The sequence below is a fragment of the Mycobacterium sp. 134 genome, assembly GCF_048282715.1.
Taxonomy (GTDB): Bacteria; Actinomycetota; Actinomycetes; order Mycobacteriales; family Mycobacteriaceae; genus Mycobacterium; species Mycobacterium septicum.
Genome location: NZ_JBLVUN010000008.1, coordinates 1,611,550 through 1,630,468 on the forward strand (window position 1 = coordinate 1,611,550; position 18,919 = coordinate 1,630,468).

Here is an 18,919-nt window from a genome sequence, read left to right on the forward strand (position 1 = left end):
CCGTCAGCCGAACTCCAGCAGCCCCACCACCGGGCGTACCCGGTCGAAGATCGGCAGGTGCTGCCATTTCACCACCGCGTTGAGGACAGCGCCGCGGCCCGGCGGCATCGGCAGGTCGTGCACCGTGCGCACACCGGGCACGGTGTTCACCAGATCGGCCAGCTCGGCGGGGGACAGACTGAACGGCATGGGCGGCACCCGATATCGCATCGAGGTCGGCGTCCCCTTGCGGGTGAGAAAGGCGAAGAACGCCGGCGGCAGGTCGAACATCATCTGCCCGCCCGGAAAGCGTTGCGCGCACGCGCGAATCAGCGACATGGCCTCGTCGGGCTGCAGATACATCAGCAGGCCCTCTGCGGTGATGAAGACTCCGTCGGTGGTGTCGACATGGTCCATCCAGCTGAAGTCCAGTGCCGACTGCGCGCACTGGGTGACCCGGTCGGGCTTTGGCAGAAGCTTGTTGCGAAGCTCGATCATCGGTTCCAGATCGACTGACAGCCAACGAAACTCATGTCCGAGGTCGGCAGCGTCGAGCCGGTAGAAGCTGGTCTGCAGCCCTTCGGCCAGCGCCACCACGGTCGCCTTCGGATGGTCACGCAGGTAGTCGCTCGTCACCCGGTCGAACAGCAACGACCGCAGGGCCATGTCCTGGCGACGGGTATAGCCGAACTTGGCGAAGTCGAAATCGATCGAGTCGACGAGCTGCACCGCCATGGGATCGTCGATCAGACCGTCGGGCCGGCGCGCTTCGTGAGCGCGCACCTGCAGGGTCATCAGTGCCGTCTCGGAAACACCGGTGAGGGCGCTGCCGCTCACTTTGCCTGAGGTACCCGTCATTGGCGCGAATGTACCCGCGTTCTGCCGGGTGGTGCCAATGCCGTGGACACCACGCGCAAAGATGGCGTGAACCGCGATCAGCTCAGCTGGAAGGAGTCTTGCCGTGCCACGCTTTGCGGCCAATCTCTCCATGATGTACGTCGAGCACGCGTTTCTCGACCGGTTCGCCGCCGCGGCGGCCGACGGGTTCACGGCCGTGGAGTACCTGTTTCCGTATGCCTACCCGGCCGAGCAACTGCGCGGGCGACTCGACGCCAGCGGCCTGCGTCAGGTCCTTTTCAACGCGCCGCCCGGGGATTTCGAGGCCGGTGAACGCGGTATCGCCTCGATCCCAGGCCGCGAGGCCGAGTTCCGCGACGGGGTCCGCCGCGCGCTGGACTACGCCGAGACCCTGGACTGCCCGCGGGTGCACGTGATGGCGGGCCTGGCCCCGGCCGGGGCTGATCGTGAGGAGCGGCTGGCGGTGTACCGCGGCAACCTGGCCTGGGCTGCCGGGCAGGCCGGCGGTGACGGCGTCGACGTGTTGATCGAACCGATCAACCAGCGCGACATGCCGGGCTATCTGCTGAGCCATCAGGACGAGGCGCACCACATCGTCGGTCAGATCGGGGCACCGAACCTCAAGGTTCAGCTGGACCTCTACCACTGCCAGATCACCGAAGGTGACGTGACCGTCCGGCTGCGGACGGACATTCCGACCGGCCGGGTCGGGCATCTGCAGATCGCCGGAGTTCCCGACCGGCATGAGCCGGACAGCGGCGAGTTGGCGATCGACTACCTGCTGGCGGTCATCGACGAGACCGGCTTCGACGGCTGGATCGGCTGTGAGTACCGCCCGGCTGCGGGCACCAGTGAGGGATTGGGATGGCTACGAGGAGCACGGGGGTGACGCGTCAGCGCAGCACCTTGTCCAGCGTGCGCAGGTTTCTCGTCGTCGTCGAGGATTTGTAGCGCTTCTTGCCCATGGTCTTGCCGATCGCACTGTCCAGTGTGGTGGCCCGGGGCACCTGCCAATAGAGCACGCCGTCCCCGCGTTGCACCTTCTCGCCGTCGCCCGGGGACAGGGTCGCGAGCTCGTCGAGCAACTCGGCGTCACTGACGAACGTGACGTAGGAGTGGTGGTCGGCGACTTCCCGCTCGAACGGGTATCCCTCGGAGATCTTCTGCAGGGTGGCCACGTCGTACACCAACACCCACGCCTCGTAACCAAAGGTGTCCCGCAGCGCGCGCTCAGCCGTGCTGCGGACCTTCGCGGCACCGGAAGCGCTGTCCAGCAAGACATTTCCACTGGCCAGTATCGTTCGAACCTCGGTGAACCCAGCAGCCTCCATGGAGTTGGCCACCTCGGCCATCTTGAGGTTGACGCCTCCGACGTTGACGCCTCGCAAGAACGCGATGTAGCGGGTCACAGGTCCAGCGTAATGGTCACTTCACCGGCAGCTGGTCGAGATCGGCTCCCGAGGTCGCGGTGATGAGGTGCAGCACGCGGCGGAAGGCGGGGGAGCGCGGCGACATGATCGACGTGTGGTTTTCGCCGGGGAGCAATTCGACGCTGGCCCGACCGCCGCGCTTCTTGAGCGCAGCGACGTAACGTTGCGAATTGGCCGGTGCCACAACGGTGTCGAGAGTTCCGTGGACCGCGATCACCGGTACCCTCGGGTCGAGGTTCTGGATCGGGTCCACCGAGGCGTACCTCTTCGGCACCTCGGTGGGGCGGCCGCCGAGCACCGCGGCGATGTGCTTGTCGCCATGGTTGGCGGCGTAGACCATGTCGAGCGGCCCGGCCAGTGAGATGACCCGGGTCGGCCGGAAACGGGGCCGGGATCCGACCTCGCCATCGCGCAGGTCGTGCCGGGTGCTGGCCCACACCGCCAGCTGAGCTCCCGCACTGTGGCCGACGACCAGTGCGTCGTCGACGGCCAGCTGCGGGTACCGCAGGTTGACCTCGGCGACGTAGTCCATGGCGCGAGCCACATCGTCGAACGTGGTCGGCCACCCACCGCCCGAACCGACCCGGCGGTACTCGATGTTGTAGACGGCCATGCCGTGGCGGGCGAGTTCGCGGGCCAAGCCGTCGAACACGCCGGCACCCATCGTGCTCTTCCACCCGCCGCCGTGGATGAGCACCACCAGCGGGAGCGAGTTGAACGCCTGTGCTCCGGACGGCAGGTACAGATCGGCCCAGTTCTGGTCGGGGTATCGGCCGCCCGCGTGCCCGCCGGGCAGGTAGTGGAACCGGGTCACGGTCACCGTGCGCAGTGTCAGCACTTCGGGCACCACTGCGATCTCGGTGGTTCTCGTCTCCGTCGCGCACGAGGGGGTGATGCCGGCAATCAGCACCGTGGCGAGCGCCGCCAGCAGGCGGCGGGTCAGTAGAGCCATATCGTCCCGGCCGGTCAGAAGTCCAGCACCGTGATGCTCGGCCTGTTGCGGTGGATCGGCCCGATCCGGTCCAACCACGGCTCGGCGGCCAGCTTGAACAGGCCGCGTCCCGGCGGCATCACGACGTCGCGGGCCGACCGCACGCCGGCGATGGCGCCCGGGCCCGTCCCCGCCATGGCCAGGCCCTCGTCGGCGGTGAGGGCGAACGGCATCGGTGGCGCGATGTAGCGGCCGGACAGGTGCAGACCCTTGATGGTGCGTCGGCTCATCCAGTGCGGGATCGAGTCGAACATCATCCGGCCGCCGGGGAACCGCGCCGCACAGTCGGCGATCAGGCTGCGCACATCGTCGGGCTCCAGGTACATCAACAGACCCTCGGCGGTGATGAACACGCCGTCGGCTGCGTCGACCCGGTCCATCCAGCTGCGGTCGAGCGCGGACTGGGCTAGCGCCACGATGCGGTCATCGGAGGGCAGCAGGTGGTCCCGGATCGCCATGACCGGCGGTAGATCGACTGAATACCAGGTCAATTCGTCGGCAACCCCGGCTTGATCGAGCCGCCAGAAGCTGGTCTGCAACCCCTCGGCCAGTGCCACCACGGCGGCCTTCGGATGTGTCGACAGGTAGTCGCGGGTCTCGATGTCGAATGTGCGGGCCCGCAGGGCATGGGCCTGCATCGGTCTGCCGAATTTGCCGTAGTCGAAGTCGATCGAGTCCAGCAGCGCCACGGCCCACGGGTCGCGGATCACGCCGTCGGAACGCTTGGCCTCGTTGCCGCGATTGCTCAGGGTCCACAGGGTGGTTGCCGAGACGCCGTCGAGGGTGTTGCCGTCAATCACGCTCATCGAACCGATGGTAAAGACGTACGCTCAACTCATGGGGCGCCAGGTTTTCGACGACAAGCTTCTGGCCTTGATCGCCGGCAACTCGATGGGAGTTCTCGCGACGATCAAGCAGGACGGTCGTCCGCAGCTGTCCAATGTCTCCTACTACTTCGATCCGCGTGCGGTGCAGATCCAGGTGTCGATCACCGAACCGCGGGCCAAGACCCGCAATCTGAGGCGGGATCCGCGTGCGTCCATCCATGTGAGCTCCGACGACGGTTGGTCCTATGCGGTTGCCGAAGGGGATGCCATCCTGACCCCGCCGGCCGCCGCGCCCGACGACGACACAGTCGAGGGGCTTATTGCGTTGTACCGCAACATCGCCGGTGAACATCCGGATTGGGACGATTACCGGCGCGCCATGGTCGATGATCGCCGTGTGTTGCTGACCCTTCCGATCACGCACGTGTACGGGATGCCACCGGGTCGGCGCTAAAGCGCGTGACTGTGGTGTCGAAGTCGCGCTACGCTGCGGCGTATGGCTGACGACAAACCGGAAGACGACAACAAGCGCAAATTCCGGGAGGCCCTGGAGCGCAAGAAGGCGCAGTCGGCCGGGGGTGCTGCGCACAAGGACGGCGGCCGCAACCAGCCCCGGGCGCACGGCCCGGTGGAGAATCGCCGCGAGTTCCGCCGTAAGAGCGGATAGTCATCAACGCCGAGTGTGCGCCCAGATCGCAATTTCGTGGGAATTCGCGATCTGGACGCACACTCGATGCGTTGTGCGCAGTCTCGATGGGTTACTTGGTGGCCAGTGCCCGGGCCGCGACGAGTGCGGCCAGCATGACTGCCACGCAGTACACGCCCTGATCCTTCAGGCCCCAGGCCACCGAGGTCAGTGTGGCCGCGCCGGCCACGCACAACAGCCAGCCCACGGCGGCGCTCCGGATTCCGGTGCCCGCCACGGCGCCCCCGTCCCACAGCGGCAGCGGGTTGTTCTCCAGCGGCCGCAGCGCGACGAATGCCATCGCGACGAGCCCGGCCATCAGCGCCAGCTGCAGCACCGACAGGGCGACGAATCCGGGGGCCGACGGGTCATAACGGTCCAGGCCCAGGTAGTCGAAGACCAGGTGCAGGCCCAGCAGCAGCGGCATGTGCCACAGGTACAGCGTCATCGCGCCGGAGTTCCCGATCGCGGTCAGCCACCACACGCGCGGCCTCTGGGCCCACCGGTTGATGGCAGGGGCTGCGGCAATCGCGAACGCGCACATCATGATTGCGTGACCGGCCAGCAACAGTGACGGCGGCGTCATGTTCTTCAGGTGCTGGGTCTCGATGCCGACCAGGCTCAGCTCGTAGGGGCCGAAGTACAGCAGAGCCAGGTTCATCCCGAGCATGCCGATCGCGATCTTGAGCGCGGCGCCGCTGGACAGCAGGTTCCGGCGGTAGGCGACACCGAACACGCCGGGGATCAACCACACCACGGTGTTGAGGTAACCCAGCGAGGCGTAGCCGGCTCCCTCCATGGTGATCCTGACTAGGTCGACCGCGGCGATGAACGCGTAGGTGCCGATGACCGCACCGGCCACCTGCGCGGTCGTGGTGATGCGGGCCAGCAGTGGCACCACCGCCAGCACCAGGACATACGCGCCGAGGAACCACAGCAGCTGGATGGAGATCCCGGCGATGGGCTCGTAGACGTGTTCGGGCAGCACGGACCGCAACACCGCCAGGGTCACGGTCCAGAAGGCCAGGTAGAAGAACACCGGGCGGTACAGCCGGGTGCAGCGCTTCAGCAGCCAGCCACCCCAGGACTGGATTGCGGGCACCGCCCGCGGCGATGAACCGGGGCGCCACGATTGCACGGACGCGGCGACCCCGGCGAAGAAGAACAGCGGCATGATCTGAAACACCCAGGTCAGCGCCTGGAACACGGTGGATTCCGTGAGCAAATTGCTCCAGATGAACACGTCGTCGCGGATCGTGCTGGTTGCCATGACGGTGTGCCCGAACACCACACCGATCAGCGAGACGATCCGGATGACGTCGATGGCGCGGTCCCGGTCAGCGGGGGTCTGGGCCTCGACCTCGGCGGGGGACGGGAACAGCCCCTTCGCGGGGGCTTTCTCGGCAGCTGTGTCAGCGGCAACGGTCATGGCAGAAACGCTATGGCCCCGCGGCCGCGTAGTCCCTAGGTAGAAGCACTCAACTTCACCGGCTGGGTGGCCTTCTGCCGGCGCTCCTGCACCAGGATCGCGGCCAGACACACCAGCGCCAGCACCATCACGATGCCCGCGAATGTCACCCCTGCGGTACGCAGTCCCCAGTTCTGGGCGGCCAGACCGGCGCCCGCCACCGGCAACGAGAGTGCGATGTAGCCGACGACGAAGTAGGTGGAACTGACCTCGGCGCGGCGCTCGGTGGGGGTCTGCTCGACGACGGCGGCCAGACCGCGGCTGAAGCTGATGCCCTGCCCGATACCGGAGACCACCGCGGCCGCCAGGATGCCGATCAATGACGACAAGGCCAGGGCCGCAGCGAGAACAACCAGACCCACGGCCAGGATGGCCGATCCGGCGGCGACGGCCGTCGCGGGCCGGATGCGCCGTCCCACCAACTGGGCCAGCACCGACGACCCGAAGATCGAGGCGGCCACCGCGCCGGCCACGGCGTGGTTGCTGATGCCACCACCCCGGCCACGAACGACGGTGCCACCGCGGTGAACAACCCCATCACCGCGAACCCTGCGAATGATGCCGTCGCGGCCGTGACGAACACCGGCCGCACCTCGGCCGGTACCGACAATCGCTGGAAACCGATCCGCCCGGTACGTGCCGAGGTCTCGGGCACCAGCAGCACGGCCACCACCGCCAGCACCGCCAGCACGATGTGCACGACGAAGGCCAACTGCAGCGGATGCGGGGCGTACTGCACCAGCAGCCCGGCGACCAGCGGCCCGGCCCCCAGCCCACCGACATTGGCGACGGTGGCCAAGGTGGCGGCGGTGTCCCGCTGTTCGGGGGCCGCGGCCTCGACCACCGCCGCGGTGGCCGTCCCGGTGAAGATGCCCGCCGACAATCCGGACAGCAGTCGCGCCACCAACAGCACGCCCACATTGTCGGCGGTCAGGAACACCACCGAACTGGCCAGGGCGAACGTCAACCCGGCCAGCAGCACCGGGCGGCGGCCGATCGCATCGGACCACCGTCCGAAGCACAGCAGCGCGCCGAGCACACCGACCGCATACACCGCATAGATGACGGTGGTGGTGAACACCTGGAAGTGCATGTGCTCGCCGTAGAGGGCATACATCGGCGTCGGCAGGGTGGTCCCGAGCATCACCGCGGTGAACGCGAAAGCGAGGAGGACATATGCGTAGCGGCGGCGGTTGTTCACGAGTGTGAACAACACCGCCGCCGCTGCCGGTAATCCGTGGATCTAGTGGATCACAGCCTTCTCGGCGCCCACCCCGGTCAGCGAACGCACCTCCATCTCGGCGTTGAGCTCGGGGTCCCCGGTGTCTCGCGAGGTGAGCGTGCCGATGATGCCGAGCGCGAACGCCAGCGGAATGGACACGATGCCCGGATTGGCCAGCGGGAAGTACGCGAAGTCCGCGCCCGGGATCATCGCGGTCTTGCTGCCCGACACGGCGGGGGAGAACACGATCAGCACGATCGTCGAGATCAGGCCGCCGTACATGCTCCACAGCGCGCCGCGGGTGTTGAACCGCTTCCAGTACAGCGAGTACAGGATCGTCGGCAGGTTGGCCGCGGCCGCCACGGCGAATGCCAGCGCGACCAGGAACGCCACGTTCTGACCGTTGGCGAGGATGCCCAGCCCGATCGCGAACACGCCCAGCACGACCGCGGTGATACGCGAGACCCGCACCTGCTCGTCCTCGGTCACCTTGTGCGACTTGAGCACAGAGGCGTAGACGTCGTGGGCGAACGAGGCAGACGCCGTGATGGTCAGGCCGGCCACGACCGCAAGGATCGTCGCGAACGCCACTGCCGAGATGACCCCGAGCAGGATCACCCCGCCGAGTTCGAACGCCAGCAGCGGGGCCGCGGAGTTCACCCCACCGGCCGCCCCGAGGATCCGGTCCGGGCCGACCAGGGCGGCCGCGCCGTAACCGAGCACCAGGGTGAACAGGTAGAAGGCGCCGATCAGCGCGATCGCCCAGACCACCGACCGCCGAGCCTCTTTCGCCGTCGGCACGGTGTAGAAGCGCATCAGCACGTGCGGCAGGCCCGCCGTGCCGAGCACCAACGCCAGGGCCAGCGAGATGAAGTTGATCTGCGAGGTGAGCGATCCGCCGTACTGCGCGCCCGGGGCCAGCACGTCGCGGCCGGACACGCCCTTGGTGGTGGCCTCGGAGATGGCCGATTGCGCCGAGCCCAGGATCTCGGAGAAGTTCAGTCCGAACTTGCTCAGCACCATCACGGTCATCAGTGCGGCGCCTGCGATCAGCAGCACGGCCTTGATGATCTGCACCCACGTGGTGCCCTTCATGCCGCCGACCAGAACGTAGACGATCATCAGGATGCCGACGACGGCGATCACGATCGACTGCCCGGCCCGGCTGTTGACGTCGAGCAGCAGGGCCACCAGACCGCCGGCCCCGGCCATCTGCGCCAGCAGGTAGAACAGCGACACCGTCAGCGTCGAGATGGCAGCGGCCAGGCGCACCGGCCGCTGCTTGAGCCGGAAGCTCAGCACGTCGGCCATGGTGAATTTGCCGGTGTTGCGCAGCAATTCGGCCACCAGCAACAGGGCGACCAGCCAGGCCACCAGGAATCCGATGGAGTACAGGAAGCCGTCATAGCCGTAGACGGCGATGGCGCCTGCGATGCCGAGGAAGCTGGCCGCCGACAGGTAATCGCCGGCGATTGCGATGCCGTTCTGTGGGCCGGAGAAGCCGCGGCCACCGGTGAAGAACTCGTCGGCGGTGGCATTGCGCTTACTGGCCTTGATCACCACGATCATCGTGACGACGACGAAGACGCTGAAGATGCCGATGTTGGCGACGGGGTTGCCGACGGTCTCGGAGGCGAGGGTGGTCATCGTCATCAGGCGCCTTCCAATTCTTCGCGGATGGCGGTGGCCCTCGGGTCGAGTTCCCTGTTGGCGAAGCGCACGTACAGCCCGGTGATCAGGAACGTGGTCAGGAACTGGCCCAACCCGATCAGCAGGCCGACGTTGATGTTGCCGAACACCCGGATGGCCATGAAGTCGTGGGCGAACGCGCCGAGGGCGACGTAGAGGGCATACCAGAGCAGGAAGAACGCGGTCATGGGAAAGACGAAGCGGCGCAGTCTGGAACGCAGCTCCTGGAATTCCGGACTTGCCTGCATGGCGAGGAACTGCTCCCCGGTGGGGGCAACCCTCTCGGGAAGGTCGATTTCGGGCACCGAGCGCTCCTGACAGTTGGCTGTGCGTGGGGTTGGGCACTGAACCTAATTGAGAGGTGGGTCACACAGCAGCGGTATCACGGTCGATACGCCGAATTCGGCCATCGTTGCGCTGAACGGTCGGTCGCCGGGGCTGAACGGCAGGCGGTCAACCCATGGGCACGCGCTCGACACCCAGGCCGAGGCGCTCGGGCACGTGCATACGCGCGAAGATCTGCGCGACGCCGGGAGTGGGCCGCGTGAACAGGCTGACGACGATCATCGTGAGGAAGGCGATCGGCACACTGACCGCCGCCGGATAGCCCACCATCACCGCGGGCCAGCCGCCGAGCACGGCATCGTCCACGCCCCCGGTGATCGCGACGAGAACCGCGCCGCCGCAGACGCACCCACCCACCACGAGCCCGCACGCGGCGCCGACCACCGTCAGACCGCGCCACCAGACCCCGAGCACCAGCAGCGGGCACAGCGTGGACGCCGCGACCGCGAAGGCCAATCCGACGCTGCGGGACAACTCCAGCCCGGACACCATCAGCGACAACGGGATCGGGATCAGCCCGCCGACCACCGCCGCGATCCGGAAATCGCGCACCCGGCCGCGCAGCACATCGGTGGCCAGGGCGCCCGCGATGCTGATCAGCAGCCCCGACGAGGTGGCCAGGAACGCCGCGATCGCACCGGCGGCCACGAGTGCGGCCAGCATTTGGCCGCCGATTCCGCCGACTGCGGCGCCGGGCGCCAAAAGCACTGCGGCGTCCGCGGTTCCGGTGATCAGCAGCTGCGGGACATACAACCGGGAGAACACCCCGAGCAGGATCGGGAAGAAGTAGAACACCGACAGCAGGGCCACCACCGCGAGCGCGGTGCGCCGGGCGGCCCGCCCGTCGGGATTGGTGTAGAAGCGCACCAGCACATGGGGCAGGCCCATGGTGCCCAGGAACGTCGCGACGATGATGGACAACACCTGATAGAGCGGATGTCCGCCACCCAGGCCGCCACCCGACGCGATCCACTCGCCGCCGGTGCCCGGGGTGCCGGCCACGACGGGTGTGGCCGCGCCGGCGGCCAGCGTCAGCGTGGTGCCCGTGCCGAGGGTGTGCTGCCCGGGCGCGGTGATCCTGGCGGACTCGACGTGGCGGCCGTCGAGATCGCCGGTCACGGTGATGCCGGCCGGTTCGATCACCTGGACCATGACGTCGGTGTCGATCTGCACGGTGGTCTGCTGCTGAACTGTCGGCGGCAGCGGGCCGCCCAATTCGCCGCGGTCGCTCACGAACAACCCGAGCAGCGCCAGCGCGGGGACCGCGACGGCGGTGAGTTTGAGCCAGTACTGGAACGCCTGCACGAACGTGATCGAACGCATGCCACCGGCAACCACATTGGTGATGACGATCGCGGCGACCAGCAGTGGTCCGACCCAGACCGGAACGCCCAGAAGCGTTTTGAGGGCGAGACCGGCCCCCTGGTACTGCGGGGCAAGGTAGAACAGGCAGATCATCACGACGACGAGCATGGCCACCTTGCGCAGGCGGGCCGAGCCGAGCCGGAACTCGGCGAAGTCGGGCACGGTATAGGCCCCCGAGCGGCGCAGGGGTGCTGCCACGAACAACAGCACGCCCAGATACCCCGCGGTGAAACCGACCGGATACCACAGCGCGTCGGCCCCGTACTTCGCGATCAGCCCGGCCACCCCGAGAAAGGAAGCAGCGGAGAGGTATTCGCCCGATATCGCGGCGGCGTTCCATTGCGGTCCGACGCTGCGTGAGGCCACCAGGAAGTCGGAGGTGGTGCGCGACAACCGGACTCCGTAGGCCCCGATGGCGATGGTGGCGACCACGGAGGCCAGCAGGGCGGCCGCGGTCAGCGGTGCGCCGGTCATGGCTCGCTGTCGACGACCCGGACGAAGTCCCGCTCGCCCTGTTCGGCCAGCCGCACATACAGCCGTCCCACGCCGTACAGCAATGGGTAGAGCACTCCGGCTAGGATCAGCCAGTTGAGCCGGATGCCGAACACGCTGAGCGCGGCCAGATCCGGCACGGCGGAATTGAGCAAGACCAATGCCACCACCACAGTGACGACGACGAGGGCCAGGCGCAGGGCGAGGCCGAGCTGGGTCCGCACCAGGCCGCGCACCAGCGCGTCGCCCACCTGGGTCTGTTCCTGCACCTCGATGCGGGTGCGCACCATGCGGGTGCCGCGGCGGTGGGCGAGGACCACGCGCTCACGTTGTGGAGCGGGCCGGTCACTCATCGTTGCCCGCGGGTTTGAGGGAACGCATCGGATCGCGGACCAGCCGGTCGCGCAGTTCACGGGCCTGGCGCCGGCTGACGGGCAGCTCGACCGCGGGCGAAGTCCCGTTGGCGCGCAACCGAACCAGCACCGCACCGTCGGCCGTACGGAGTCCGGTGACCTGCCGCAGTGACACGAGATACGAGCGGTGGATGCGCTGGAATCCATGGTCGCGCCAGCGGGTCTCCAAGGTGCTCAACGGGATTCGAACCAGATGTGCGCCGGTGGCAGAGTGCAGCCGGGCGTAGTCGCCCTCGGCCTCGACCCAGCCGATGCTGTCGCGGGGCACCAGGTGGGTGATGCCGCCCAATTCGGCGGGGACCACGTTCCAGTCCTGGTCCTCGGGCTGGGCGGGCCCCGCCGTTTCGGTCGAGGTTTTCTGAATGCCCGCCGCGACCCGGCGCACGGCCTCGTCCAGGCGGTCCTGCCGGATGGGTTTGAGCAGATAGTCGACGGCCCCGACGTCGAACGCGGCCACCGCCTTGTCCTCGTGGGCGGTCACGAACACCACGGCGGGTCGGCTCGTGTAATTGGCCAGGACACCGGCCAATTCGATGCCGGACAGTCCGGGCATGTTGATGTCGAGGAACACCGCGTCGATGGTGTGCTGGTTGAGTTCGCGCAGTGCCGAGGTGGCGTCGGACGCGGTGTGCACCCTGCTGATGTCGGGGTGCCGGCCCAGCAGGTAGGCCAGCTCGTCGAGTGCGGGTGCTTCGTCGTCGACGGCGAGCACTGTCAGGCTGGTACTCACCTGAAAGCACCTCCGCCGGCTCGGACTCCTGAGCGGAACTTCGGCACGCGCATCACCACTTTCGTGCCCGCGCCGACCGCTGTCTCGACCACAAGACCGTAGTCGTTGCCGAATGCCGCGCGCAGCCGATGGTCCACATTGGTCAGCCCGACGTGGGCCGATTCGCCGGTGCGGTCGGCCAGTGCGTCGCCGGGCCGGCACGCAGCCTCTCGGGATCCATACCCGCGCCGTCGTCCTCGACGGTGATGACGCACTCGGCGCCCGCGTCGCGCGCGACGATCTCCACCGATCCGCCGCCGCTGCCGGCCAGCCCGTGCCGCACCGCGTTCTCCACCAACGGTTGTAGCGCGAGAAACGGCACTACGACGTTGAGTACCTCGGGGGCTACCTGCAGCCGCACCCGAAGGTTGGCGCCGAACCGGGCCCGCTCCAGGGTGAGATAGCGGTCGATGTTGCGCAGCTCGTCGGCCAGCGTGGTGTACTGCCCGGCCGCGCGGAACGAATAGCGGGTGAAGTCGGCGAATTCCAGGATCAGTTCACGGGCCCGGTCGGGGTCGGTGCGGACGAACGACGCAATGGTGTTGAGCGCGTTGTAGATGAAGTGCGGGCTGATCTGGGCGCGCAGCGCCAGCACCTCGGCCCGGTCCAGCCGGGCGCGCGACGCGTCGAGCTCGGCCAGCTCGATCTGGCTGGCCGCATAGCGCGCCACTTCGCCGACCGCGCCGAGCATGCCCGGGCCGGGGCTGGCCGGGGCCAGCACGACGAGCGCGCCGAGCACCTCACCGCCCTCGGTCAGCAGCGGCTGGGCCACGACAGCCGTCGAGCGCGCCGTTCGCAGTACGCGGCGCCCGGCGCTGATCGACTCCCGTGCGGTGTCGGCGCAGACGTCGACGGTGTCGGACTGCCAGATCGCGTCGTCGTCCTGGTCGCGGGCCAGCAGGGCGGCGTCGTCGTCGAACAGCGCCAGCCCCGCGGTGCCGGTCAACTCGCGCAGGTAGGGCGCGGCGGTCTGGGCGGATTCGGTGTCCAGGCCCTGGCGCAGAGCACGGGCCGCCTGGGCCGCGGTGTGCAGCGCGGCGTGCACGGCCCGCTCGGTCGGGGTGGCCACCACCCGTCGGGTGCGCACCACAACGACGGCGGCGACCGCCGCCAGGATCAGCGCCAGGGCCAGCGCGACTGCCACCTCGCCGGACATCGTGCGGCCACTCTAAACCGCCTATTGAACGGGGCAGGTGTACTTTCGGGCGACGTCGTACACCCGCTGCTCCGCACCGGGGCCGATCACACCCTGGGCGGCCAGTTCCCAACTGATGTATCCCGGGATGCTGCCCGTACACGCCTGGTGCGCGACGCGCCACGCGGTGTCGGGATTCAAGTGGAATCCGTTGCGGTCGAGCCCCTGCATGTAGTTGTCGAACTCCGGCGTGCCCTGGTCGGGGATCGCGTTGGCCGTGGCGGCCAAGGCAATCGCGGTAATCACCGCTGCAAAAAGAGGTGCAACGACGCGTCTCATGTCCAACTCCTATGGGCACATTCACCGGTTATCGCGTACACATTCGCACACTGGGCCGACACAGACGTCAAAAACGGGTCTGGTCCTAGACTGGCGACGTGGGAAAACTGCAGCTGGTCCAAGATCCCGAGGCCGACGCTCTGCTGGAGTCCAACCCGTTCGCACTCTTGGTGGGGATGCTGTTGGACCAGCAGATCCCGATGGAGACGGCGTTCGCCGGACCCAAGAAGATCGCCGACCGTCTCGGCGACGTCGATGCCGGCAAGATCGCCGACTACAACCCCGACGAATTCATCGCGGTGGTTTCGCAAACCCCTGCCATCCACCGGTTTCCGGGATCGATGGGCAAGCGGGTGCAGGAACTGGCGCGGGCGATCGTCGATGAGTACGACGGCGACGTGACGGCGGTGTGGACCGGCGGCGACCCAGACGGCAAAGAGGTACTACGCCGGCTCAAGCGGCTGCCCGGATTCGGCGACCAGAAGGCGCGAATCTTCTTGGCGCTGTTGGGCAAGCAATATGGGGTGACACCTGCGGGTTGGCGTGAGGCGGCGGGGGATTACGGCACGGCCGGCAGCTTCATGTCGGTGGCCGACGTGGTTGACCCCGGGTCGCTGCAGAAGGTGCGCACCTACAAGAAGCAGATGAAGGCCGCCGCCAAAGAGGCCAAGGCCAAGAGCTGATTTCTGCGTCGAGCGTGCGCTGAGATCGTGTTTCGCGGTGAAATCGCGATCTGTGTGCACACTCGGGGTTGAAACCTGGGCTACCTATGCAATGGTGAACATATGGCGAAGACACACCTGAATTGCCCGTGCGGCGAAGCGATCAGCGGGACCGACGAGGACGACCTGGTCGAGAAGGCGCAGACGCATCTGGCTCAGCAGCACCCCGGGCGTGAGTACGACCGGGAAATGATCCTCTTCATGGCTTACTGATTCACGGCCTTCCAGGCCCCCCAGACTTACATACAGCCCCTGACAAAATTCCCGGTCGCCAGCCATGAGGCAAGCGACCGGGAATTTCGTTTCCCCATTCATACGGTGTCGTCAGGGCACCACCGTGGATCCGATGGTGGGCATGAACTGGCACTGCATCTCGGTCGTCGTCACCTGTCCGAAGATCGTCGTCATGATGCTGCCCGATCCGGTGTCGGCGATCGCGGTCAGCGTGGTCGGGCCCTCGGGGTTGAGGTCCGAGCGCGGCTGGAGCGTCACGCTGCCGGACTTGCCGGTCGTCAGGTTCACCCACGTGGCGTTGAGCGGAAGCTTCTGCTCGGCGGCCGGGCCGGGGGTACCGATCGCGGTGAACACGTAGGCAGTCTGGCCCGGCTGCGGCCGGGCAGCGGGATCGTGGCGGGCCCGGCCACTGAGATTGCCGTCGCCAGAACGTTTCCGCCGTCCTTGAGGCACCCGTTGCTGATCGACGGGTACATGAAGTCCTGCTTGGTCGGCGTGTTCGGTCCGAAGCCGGGGGCTGCGGCGCCCGCCGGGGCAGCCTCAGGCGCTGGGGCTGGGGCCGGGGCCGCTTCGGGCGCAGGAGCCGGCGCCGGGATCGTGGCCGCTGCCGGAACAGCCCCGGGGGCAGGAGCCGGTGCGGCTTCGGGCGCAGGAGCCGGGGCAGGCGCCGGAGCGGGCAGTGCCTCGGGAGCCGGCCCGGCCGCATGGGCCGGGTCGACACCCATCGGCAGGTGAGCGTCGCCGCCGGCACCCAGAGCGGGAACGTGCTCGGGCGCGGCGACGGGCTGGGCTGCGAAGTGGTTGACCGCCGTCGCGACGTTGCGGGATTCAGCCGATTCCTGCTTGTTGGCCGCGAAGGCCTGCGCGGCTGCCATCAGCAGCTGCACAGCGCCTCCCGGATCGGCCGCAGCCTGCTGGATGATCGGGCTCAGACCCTCCATCGCCGGCAGGCCGGGAGCCTGCACGTTGTCGATCGGCAATGGTGCTGCCGGCGCCGGGTCGGCGTTGGCTACTCCGGTGCCGAACAGCAACGCAGCCGAGGAACCGACCGCGATGGCGCTTGCGAACAACATTTTCGGTGACTTGCGGGGTGACATGGTTTTCCCAATCGTTTCGGGCGGTCAGACCAGTTCGGGGATCAGGGCAGGCCGGCGACCAGCAGCGGGGCCAGCGCTGCGACACCCGGATTGGTCATGCCGGGAGCCGCAGCCGCAGCCGCAGGAGCTGCCACTGCCGGAGCCGCTGCGGCCACGGGAGCCAACGGGGCTGCCGCGGCGGTGGCCGGCAACGCCGTTTGAGCCGCGACCGGAGCCAGCGAGGCCAGGTCGCCTGGGATGTTCACCTTCTGGGGCAGCGGGATCGGAAACCCGGGCACCTGTGGGATCGTCACCTCGGCCGAGGGGATCAGCGATGCGGGGCCCGCGGCCGGAGCTGCCGGAACCGTCGCGGCCGGGGCGGCAGCCGGTGCGGCGGGCAAGCCCGGCACCAGCGATCCCAGGGGCGCGTTGGCGGCAGCCGGTGTGGCGGACGTCGGCATCTGGGGCAGGGTCACCGATGCGGTGGCACCCGGGGCGGGTGCCGGCGCGGCGGCGGGGGTGCCGGTCAACGCGGAGCTCACACCTTGCAGCAGTTGCGGCGCGGCGGCCGGCACGCCGGCGAGCTGGTTGACGATCGGCAGGTTCGGCGCGCCGGGGATCGCCGGGGCCGGGGCCACCGGCTCGGCGTTCGCTGCGGCACTGAGGGCCAACGCGACCGGGACTGCGCCGGCGGCCGCGATCATGCTGGTGGAAAGTGCTTTCCAGGTGAAGATCATGGTTCTCCCAATCGGTTGCTTGCACGTCTGAAGGCGAACCTACGGAGTTACTGGTGGTACTCAAGTGACACGTGTGGCGGTTATTCAACCGTTACTGCACCGGCTGAATTCGTTATCGCGCAGTGCCTTGGGCGTGATGCGCCGGCCGCGCGGGCGCCGTCACCGCCGGCGTGACAAACCCCTGGCGTGGCGAGCCAGGCTGGTCGCTAAAGTCGTGTCCGTTAACACCGAACCGGCCACCCACGTCTCAGCAACCGCGCGGCTCTACCGTCTGGCGCCGGTATTGCTGATCCTCAGCATTGCGGCGCGCCTGGCGTGGACCTACCTCGTCCCCAACGGCGCCAACTTCGTCGACCTGCATGTCTATGTCGGCGGCGCCGCCACCCTGGACGGCCACGCGGGCGCGCTCTATGACTATGTCTACGCGGACCAGACGCCGGATTTCCCACTGCCTTTCACCTATCCGCCGTTCGCCGCGGTGGTGTTCTATCCGTTGCATCTGCTGCCCTTCGGGCTGGTCGCGTTCTGCTGGCAGATCGGCATCATCGCCGCCCTGTACGGCGTCGTACGGATCAGCCAACTGTTGCTCGGTGGTCCGGCGCCGCGGCGAGTCGCAATGTTGTGGACCGCCGTGGGCATCTGGACCGAGCCGCTGCGCAGCACGTTCGACTACGGGCAGGTCAACGTCGTCCTGGTGCTGGCCGTGCTGTACGCCGTCTACAGCAATCGCTGGTGGCTGTCGGGATTGTTGGTGGGCCTGGCGGCCGGGGTGAAACTCACGCCCGCGGTGTCGGGGCTGTACTTCGTCGGCGCGCGCCGGTGGGCCACGGCGGTGTTCGCGGCCGTCGTGTTCTTCGGGACCGTCGCGCTCTCGGTGCTGGTGATCGGTGATGAGGGGCGCCGCTACTTCACCGAACTACTCGGTGACGCCGACCGGATCGGGCCGATCGGCACATCGTTCAACCAATCCTGGCGCGGTGCGATCTCCCGGATCCTCGGCCATGACGCCGGATACGGCCCGGCGGTGCTGGTCGGTATCGCCGTCACCGCGGTCCTGGCCCTGCTCGCGTGGCGGGCCATCGGCGGCAGTGCGGACCGGCTGGGCGCGATCGTGATCGTGAGCCTGTTCGGGTTGCTGCTTTCACCGATTTCGTGGACGCACCACTGGGTCTGGCTGATTCCGCTGATGATCTGGTTGCTGCACGGCCCGTTGGCAGACCGCCTCGGGGCGCGAGTCCTGGGCTGGGGCTGGCTGGCACTGACACTGATCGGGGTGCCGTGGCTGCTCAGTTTCGCCCAGCCGACGATCTGGGAGATCGGCCGTCCCTGGTACCTGGCCTGGGCCGGGCTCGTCTACATCGTCGCGACACTGGCGACGCTGGCCTGGATCGCGGCTAACCCGGCTGGTCGGACAAGATCCGGTTGATCTCCTTGGCCATCTGGATGTCCTTTTCCGTGATCCCGCCGGCGGAATGCGTCACGAGTGCGAATGTGACTGTGCGCCAGCGGATGTCGATGTCGGGATGGTGGTCTTTTTCCTCGGCGAACTCGGCCACGCGGCACACCGCGTCGATGCCGTCGAGGAACGTCGGGAATTTGGTGGATCTGCGCAGGGCGCCCGCCGCGCGTTCCCAGCCCGGCAGATCGGGCAGTGCGGCGTCGACCTGATCGTTCGATAACACGGCCATATGCCCGACGGTATACCGTCGGGCGCGATGGATGAGCAGATCGTCGTGGCTGGTGCATTGTTCTCGGAGGCCGGTCTGTTGGTCGCCCAACGGCAACGGCCGCCAGAGCTCGCGGGCCTGTGGGAATTGCCCGGCGGCAAGGTGGCCGCCGGAGAGAGCGACGCCCAGGCGCTGGCGCGCGAACTGCGCGAAGAACTGGGCGTCGAGGTGAGTGTCGGTGCCCGCCTGGGTGCGGATGTCGCGCTGAAAGCAGGTATGACGCTGCGCGCCTATCGGGCGACGCTGACGGCGGGGAGCCCGCACCCGCACGATCACCGGGCGCTGCGCTGGGTGACGGTTGACGAACTCGACGACCTGCCATGGGTACCCGCCGATCGGGCCTGGCTGGCGGACCTGGCCGATGCGCTGCGATCAGATGCCCCACTGGATTGATCGAAAGCGACCTTCCCGCAACG

General features: G+C 67.9%; 20 protein-coding genes and 3 pseudogenes. 7 read left to right on the plus strand and 16 right to left on the minus strand.

All coding sequences use genetic code 11. The features are described from left to right. Nucleotides 1-3: 3 nt before the first annotated feature. Nucleotides 4-837, minus strand: coding sequence for a class I SAM-dependent methyltransferase (locus tag ACNQVK_RS12545; RefSeq protein ID WP_418029775.1), 834 nt, complete (start codon nt 835-837; stop codon nt 4-6). Nucleotides 838-940: 103 nt separating this feature from the next. Here ACNQVK_RS12545 and otnI point away from each other — a divergent pair, with 103 nt between their 5' ends. Then, nucleotides 941-1,726, plus strand: a complete 786-nt coding sequence (gene otnI, locus ACNQVK_RS12550) for a 2-oxo-tetronate isomerase (protein WP_418029776.1) — start codon at nt 941-943, stop codon at nt 1,724-1,726. 4 nt (nt 1,727-1,730) lie between these two features. On the opposite strand, the gene ACNQVK_RS12555 is transcribed toward otnI, so the two are convergent. Genes ACNQVK_RS12555 through ACNQVK_RS12565 form a run of 3 tightly spaced genes read right to left on the minus strand, consistent with a single transcriptional unit; the run spans nt 1,731 to nt 4,064 of the window. Then, nucleotides 1,731-2,246, minus strand: coding sequence for a DUF1697 domain-containing protein (locus ACNQVK_RS12555; protein ID WP_418029777.1), 516 nt, complete (start codon nt 2,244-2,246; stop codon nt 1,731-1,733). Between the two features lie 16 nt (nt 2,247-2,262). After that, the gene (locus tag ACNQVK_RS12560) at nt 2,263-3,219 is read right to left on the minus strand and encodes an alpha/beta hydrolase family protein (protein ID WP_418029778.1); all 957 of its coding nucleotides are present in this window, start codon (nt 3,217-3,219) and stop codon (nt 2,263-2,265) included. Nucleotides 3,220-3,233: 14 nt separating this feature from the next. After that, complete coding sequence (locus ACNQVK_RS12565; protein ID WP_418029779.1) at nt 3,234-4,064, minus strand: class I SAM-dependent methyltransferase; 831 nt, start codon at nt 4,062-4,064, stop codon at nt 3,234-3,236. A 31-nt stretch (nt 4,065-4,095) separates the two neighbouring features. Between ACNQVK_RS12565 and ACNQVK_RS12570 the strand changes: the two genes are divergently transcribed. After that, nucleotides 4,096-4,539 (plus strand): PPOX class F420-dependent oxidoreductase, encoded by a 444-nt coding sequence (locus ACNQVK_RS12570; RefSeq protein WP_044519868.1) that lies wholly within the window; start codon nt 4,096-4,098, stop codon nt 4,537-4,539. Between the two features lie 42 nt (nt 4,540-4,581). Continuing rightward, nucleotides 4,582-4,752 carry a DUF5302 domain-containing protein gene (locus ACNQVK_RS12575; protein WP_090428085.1) on the plus strand — a complete coding sequence of 57 codons (171 nt, stop codon included), beginning with the start codon at nt 4,582-4,584 and terminating at the stop codon, nt 4,750-4,752. 91 nt (nt 4,753-4,843) lie between these two features. On the opposite strand, the gene ACNQVK_RS12580 is transcribed toward ACNQVK_RS12575, so the two are convergent. The 9 genes and pseudogenes from ACNQVK_RS12580 to ACNQVK_RS12620 all read right to left on the minus strand — a co-directional run bounded on the left by ACNQVK_RS12580 (nt 4,844) and on the right by ACNQVK_RS12620 (nt 14,007). After that, on the minus strand, nt 4,844-6,199 hold the full coding sequence (locus ACNQVK_RS12580) for an acyltransferase family protein (RefSeq protein WP_418029780.1): 1,356 nt from the start codon (nt 6,197-6,199) through the stop codon (nt 4,844-4,846). 35 nt (nt 6,200-6,234) lie between these two features. After that, nucleotides 6,235-7,382, minus strand: a pseudogene (locus tag ACNQVK_RS12585) (MFS transporter). Between the two features lie 99 nt (nt 7,383-7,481). After that, nucleotides 7,482-9,107, minus strand: coding sequence for a cation acetate symporter (locus tag ACNQVK_RS12590; protein ID WP_418034141.1), 1,626 nt, complete (start codon nt 9,105-9,107; stop codon nt 7,482-7,484). A 5-nt stretch (nt 9,108-9,112) separates the two neighbouring features. Then, nucleotides 9,113-9,454, minus strand: a complete 342-nt coding sequence (locus tag ACNQVK_RS12595; RefSeq protein WP_418029781.1) for a DUF485 domain-containing protein — start codon at nt 9,452-9,454, stop codon at nt 9,113-9,115. Nucleotides 9,455-9,602: 148 nt separating this feature from the next. Further along, entirely contained in the window at nt 9,603-11,333 is a 1,731-nt protein-coding gene (locus tag ACNQVK_RS12600; RefSeq protein WP_418029782.1) for a cation acetate symporter, read from the minus strand. Beyond that, on the minus strand, nt 11,330-11,641 hold the full coding sequence (locus ACNQVK_RS12605; protein ID WP_418034143.1) for a hypothetical protein: 312 nt from the start codon (nt 11,639-11,641) through the stop codon (nt 11,330-11,332). Before ACNQVK_RS12605 ends, ACNQVK_RS12600 begins: the two co-directional genes overlap by 4 nt. A 55-nt stretch (nt 11,642-11,696) precedes the next feature. After that, the gene (locus ACNQVK_RS12610; RefSeq protein ID WP_418029783.1) at nt 11,697-12,494 is read right to left on the minus strand and encodes a LytR/AlgR family response regulator transcription factor; all 798 of its coding nucleotides are present in this window, start codon (nt 12,492-12,494) and stop codon (nt 11,697-11,699) included. Further along, nucleotides 12,491-13,689 (minus strand): annotated as a pseudogene (locus ACNQVK_RS12615) (sensor histidine kinase). The gene ACNQVK_RS12610 and the pseudogene ACNQVK_RS12615 overlap by 4 nt, the downstream one beginning before the upstream one ends. 21 nt (nt 13,690-13,710) lie before the next feature. Next, nucleotides 13,711-14,007: a DUF732 domain-containing protein gene (locus ACNQVK_RS12620; RefSeq protein WP_418029784.1), complete on the minus strand. Its 297-nt coding sequence runs from the start codon at nt 14,005-14,007 to the stop codon at nt 13,711-13,713. Between the two features lie 98 nt (nt 14,008-14,105). Between ACNQVK_RS12620 and ACNQVK_RS12625 the strand changes: the two genes are divergently transcribed. Both ACNQVK_RS12625 and ACNQVK_RS12630 read left to right on the plus strand, forming a co-directional pair. Then, on the plus strand, nt 14,106-14,690 hold the full coding sequence (locus ACNQVK_RS12625) for an HhH-GPD-type base excision DNA repair protein (protein ID WP_418029785.1): 585 nt from the start codon (nt 14,106-14,108) through the stop codon (nt 14,688-14,690). 102 nt (nt 14,691-14,792) lie between these two features. Next, entirely contained in the window at nt 14,793-14,942 is a 150-nt protein-coding gene (locus ACNQVK_RS12630) for a DUF1059 domain-containing protein (RefSeq protein WP_084622040.1), read from the plus strand. A gap of 111 nt (nt 14,943-15,053) precedes the next feature. On the opposite strand, the pseudogene ACNQVK_RS12635 reads toward ACNQVK_RS12630, so the two are convergent. Both ACNQVK_RS12635 and ACNQVK_RS12640 read right to left on the minus strand, forming a co-directional pair. Continuing rightward, nucleotides 15,054-16,060 (minus strand): annotated as a pseudogene (locus ACNQVK_RS12635) (hypothetical protein). A gap of 41 nt (nt 16,061-16,101) precedes the next feature. Continuing rightward, on the minus strand, nt 16,102-16,776 hold the full coding sequence (locus tag ACNQVK_RS12640; protein WP_418029786.1) for a hypothetical protein: 675 nt from the start codon (nt 16,774-16,776) through the stop codon (nt 16,102-16,104). Between the two features lie 136 nt (nt 16,777-16,912). Here ACNQVK_RS12640 and ACNQVK_RS12645 point away from each other — a divergent pair, with 136 nt between their 5' ends. After that, a complete protein-coding gene (locus ACNQVK_RS12645) occupies nt 16,913-18,202 on the plus strand; it encodes a mannosyltransferase (protein ID WP_418029787.1) in 1,290 nt (429 codons plus the stop codon). On the opposite strand, the gene ACNQVK_RS12650 is transcribed toward ACNQVK_RS12645, so the two are convergent. Next, nucleotides 18,171-18,464: a 4a-hydroxytetrahydrobiopterin dehydratase gene (locus ACNQVK_RS12650; RefSeq protein ID WP_044519851.1), complete on the minus strand. Its 294-nt coding sequence runs from the start codon at nt 18,462-18,464 to the stop codon at nt 18,171-18,173. The genes ACNQVK_RS12645 and ACNQVK_RS12650 overlap by 32 nt on opposite strands. Nucleotides 18,465-18,491: 27 nt before the next feature. Here ACNQVK_RS12650 and ACNQVK_RS12655 point away from each other — a divergent pair, with 27 nt between their 5' ends. Then, nucleotides 18,492-18,896: a (deoxy)nucleoside triphosphate pyrophosphohydrolase gene (locus ACNQVK_RS12655; RefSeq protein ID WP_418034145.1), complete on the plus strand. Its 405-nt coding sequence runs from the start codon at nt 18,492-18,494 to the stop codon at nt 18,894-18,896. Nucleotides 18,897-18,919: the final 23 nt, after the last annotated feature.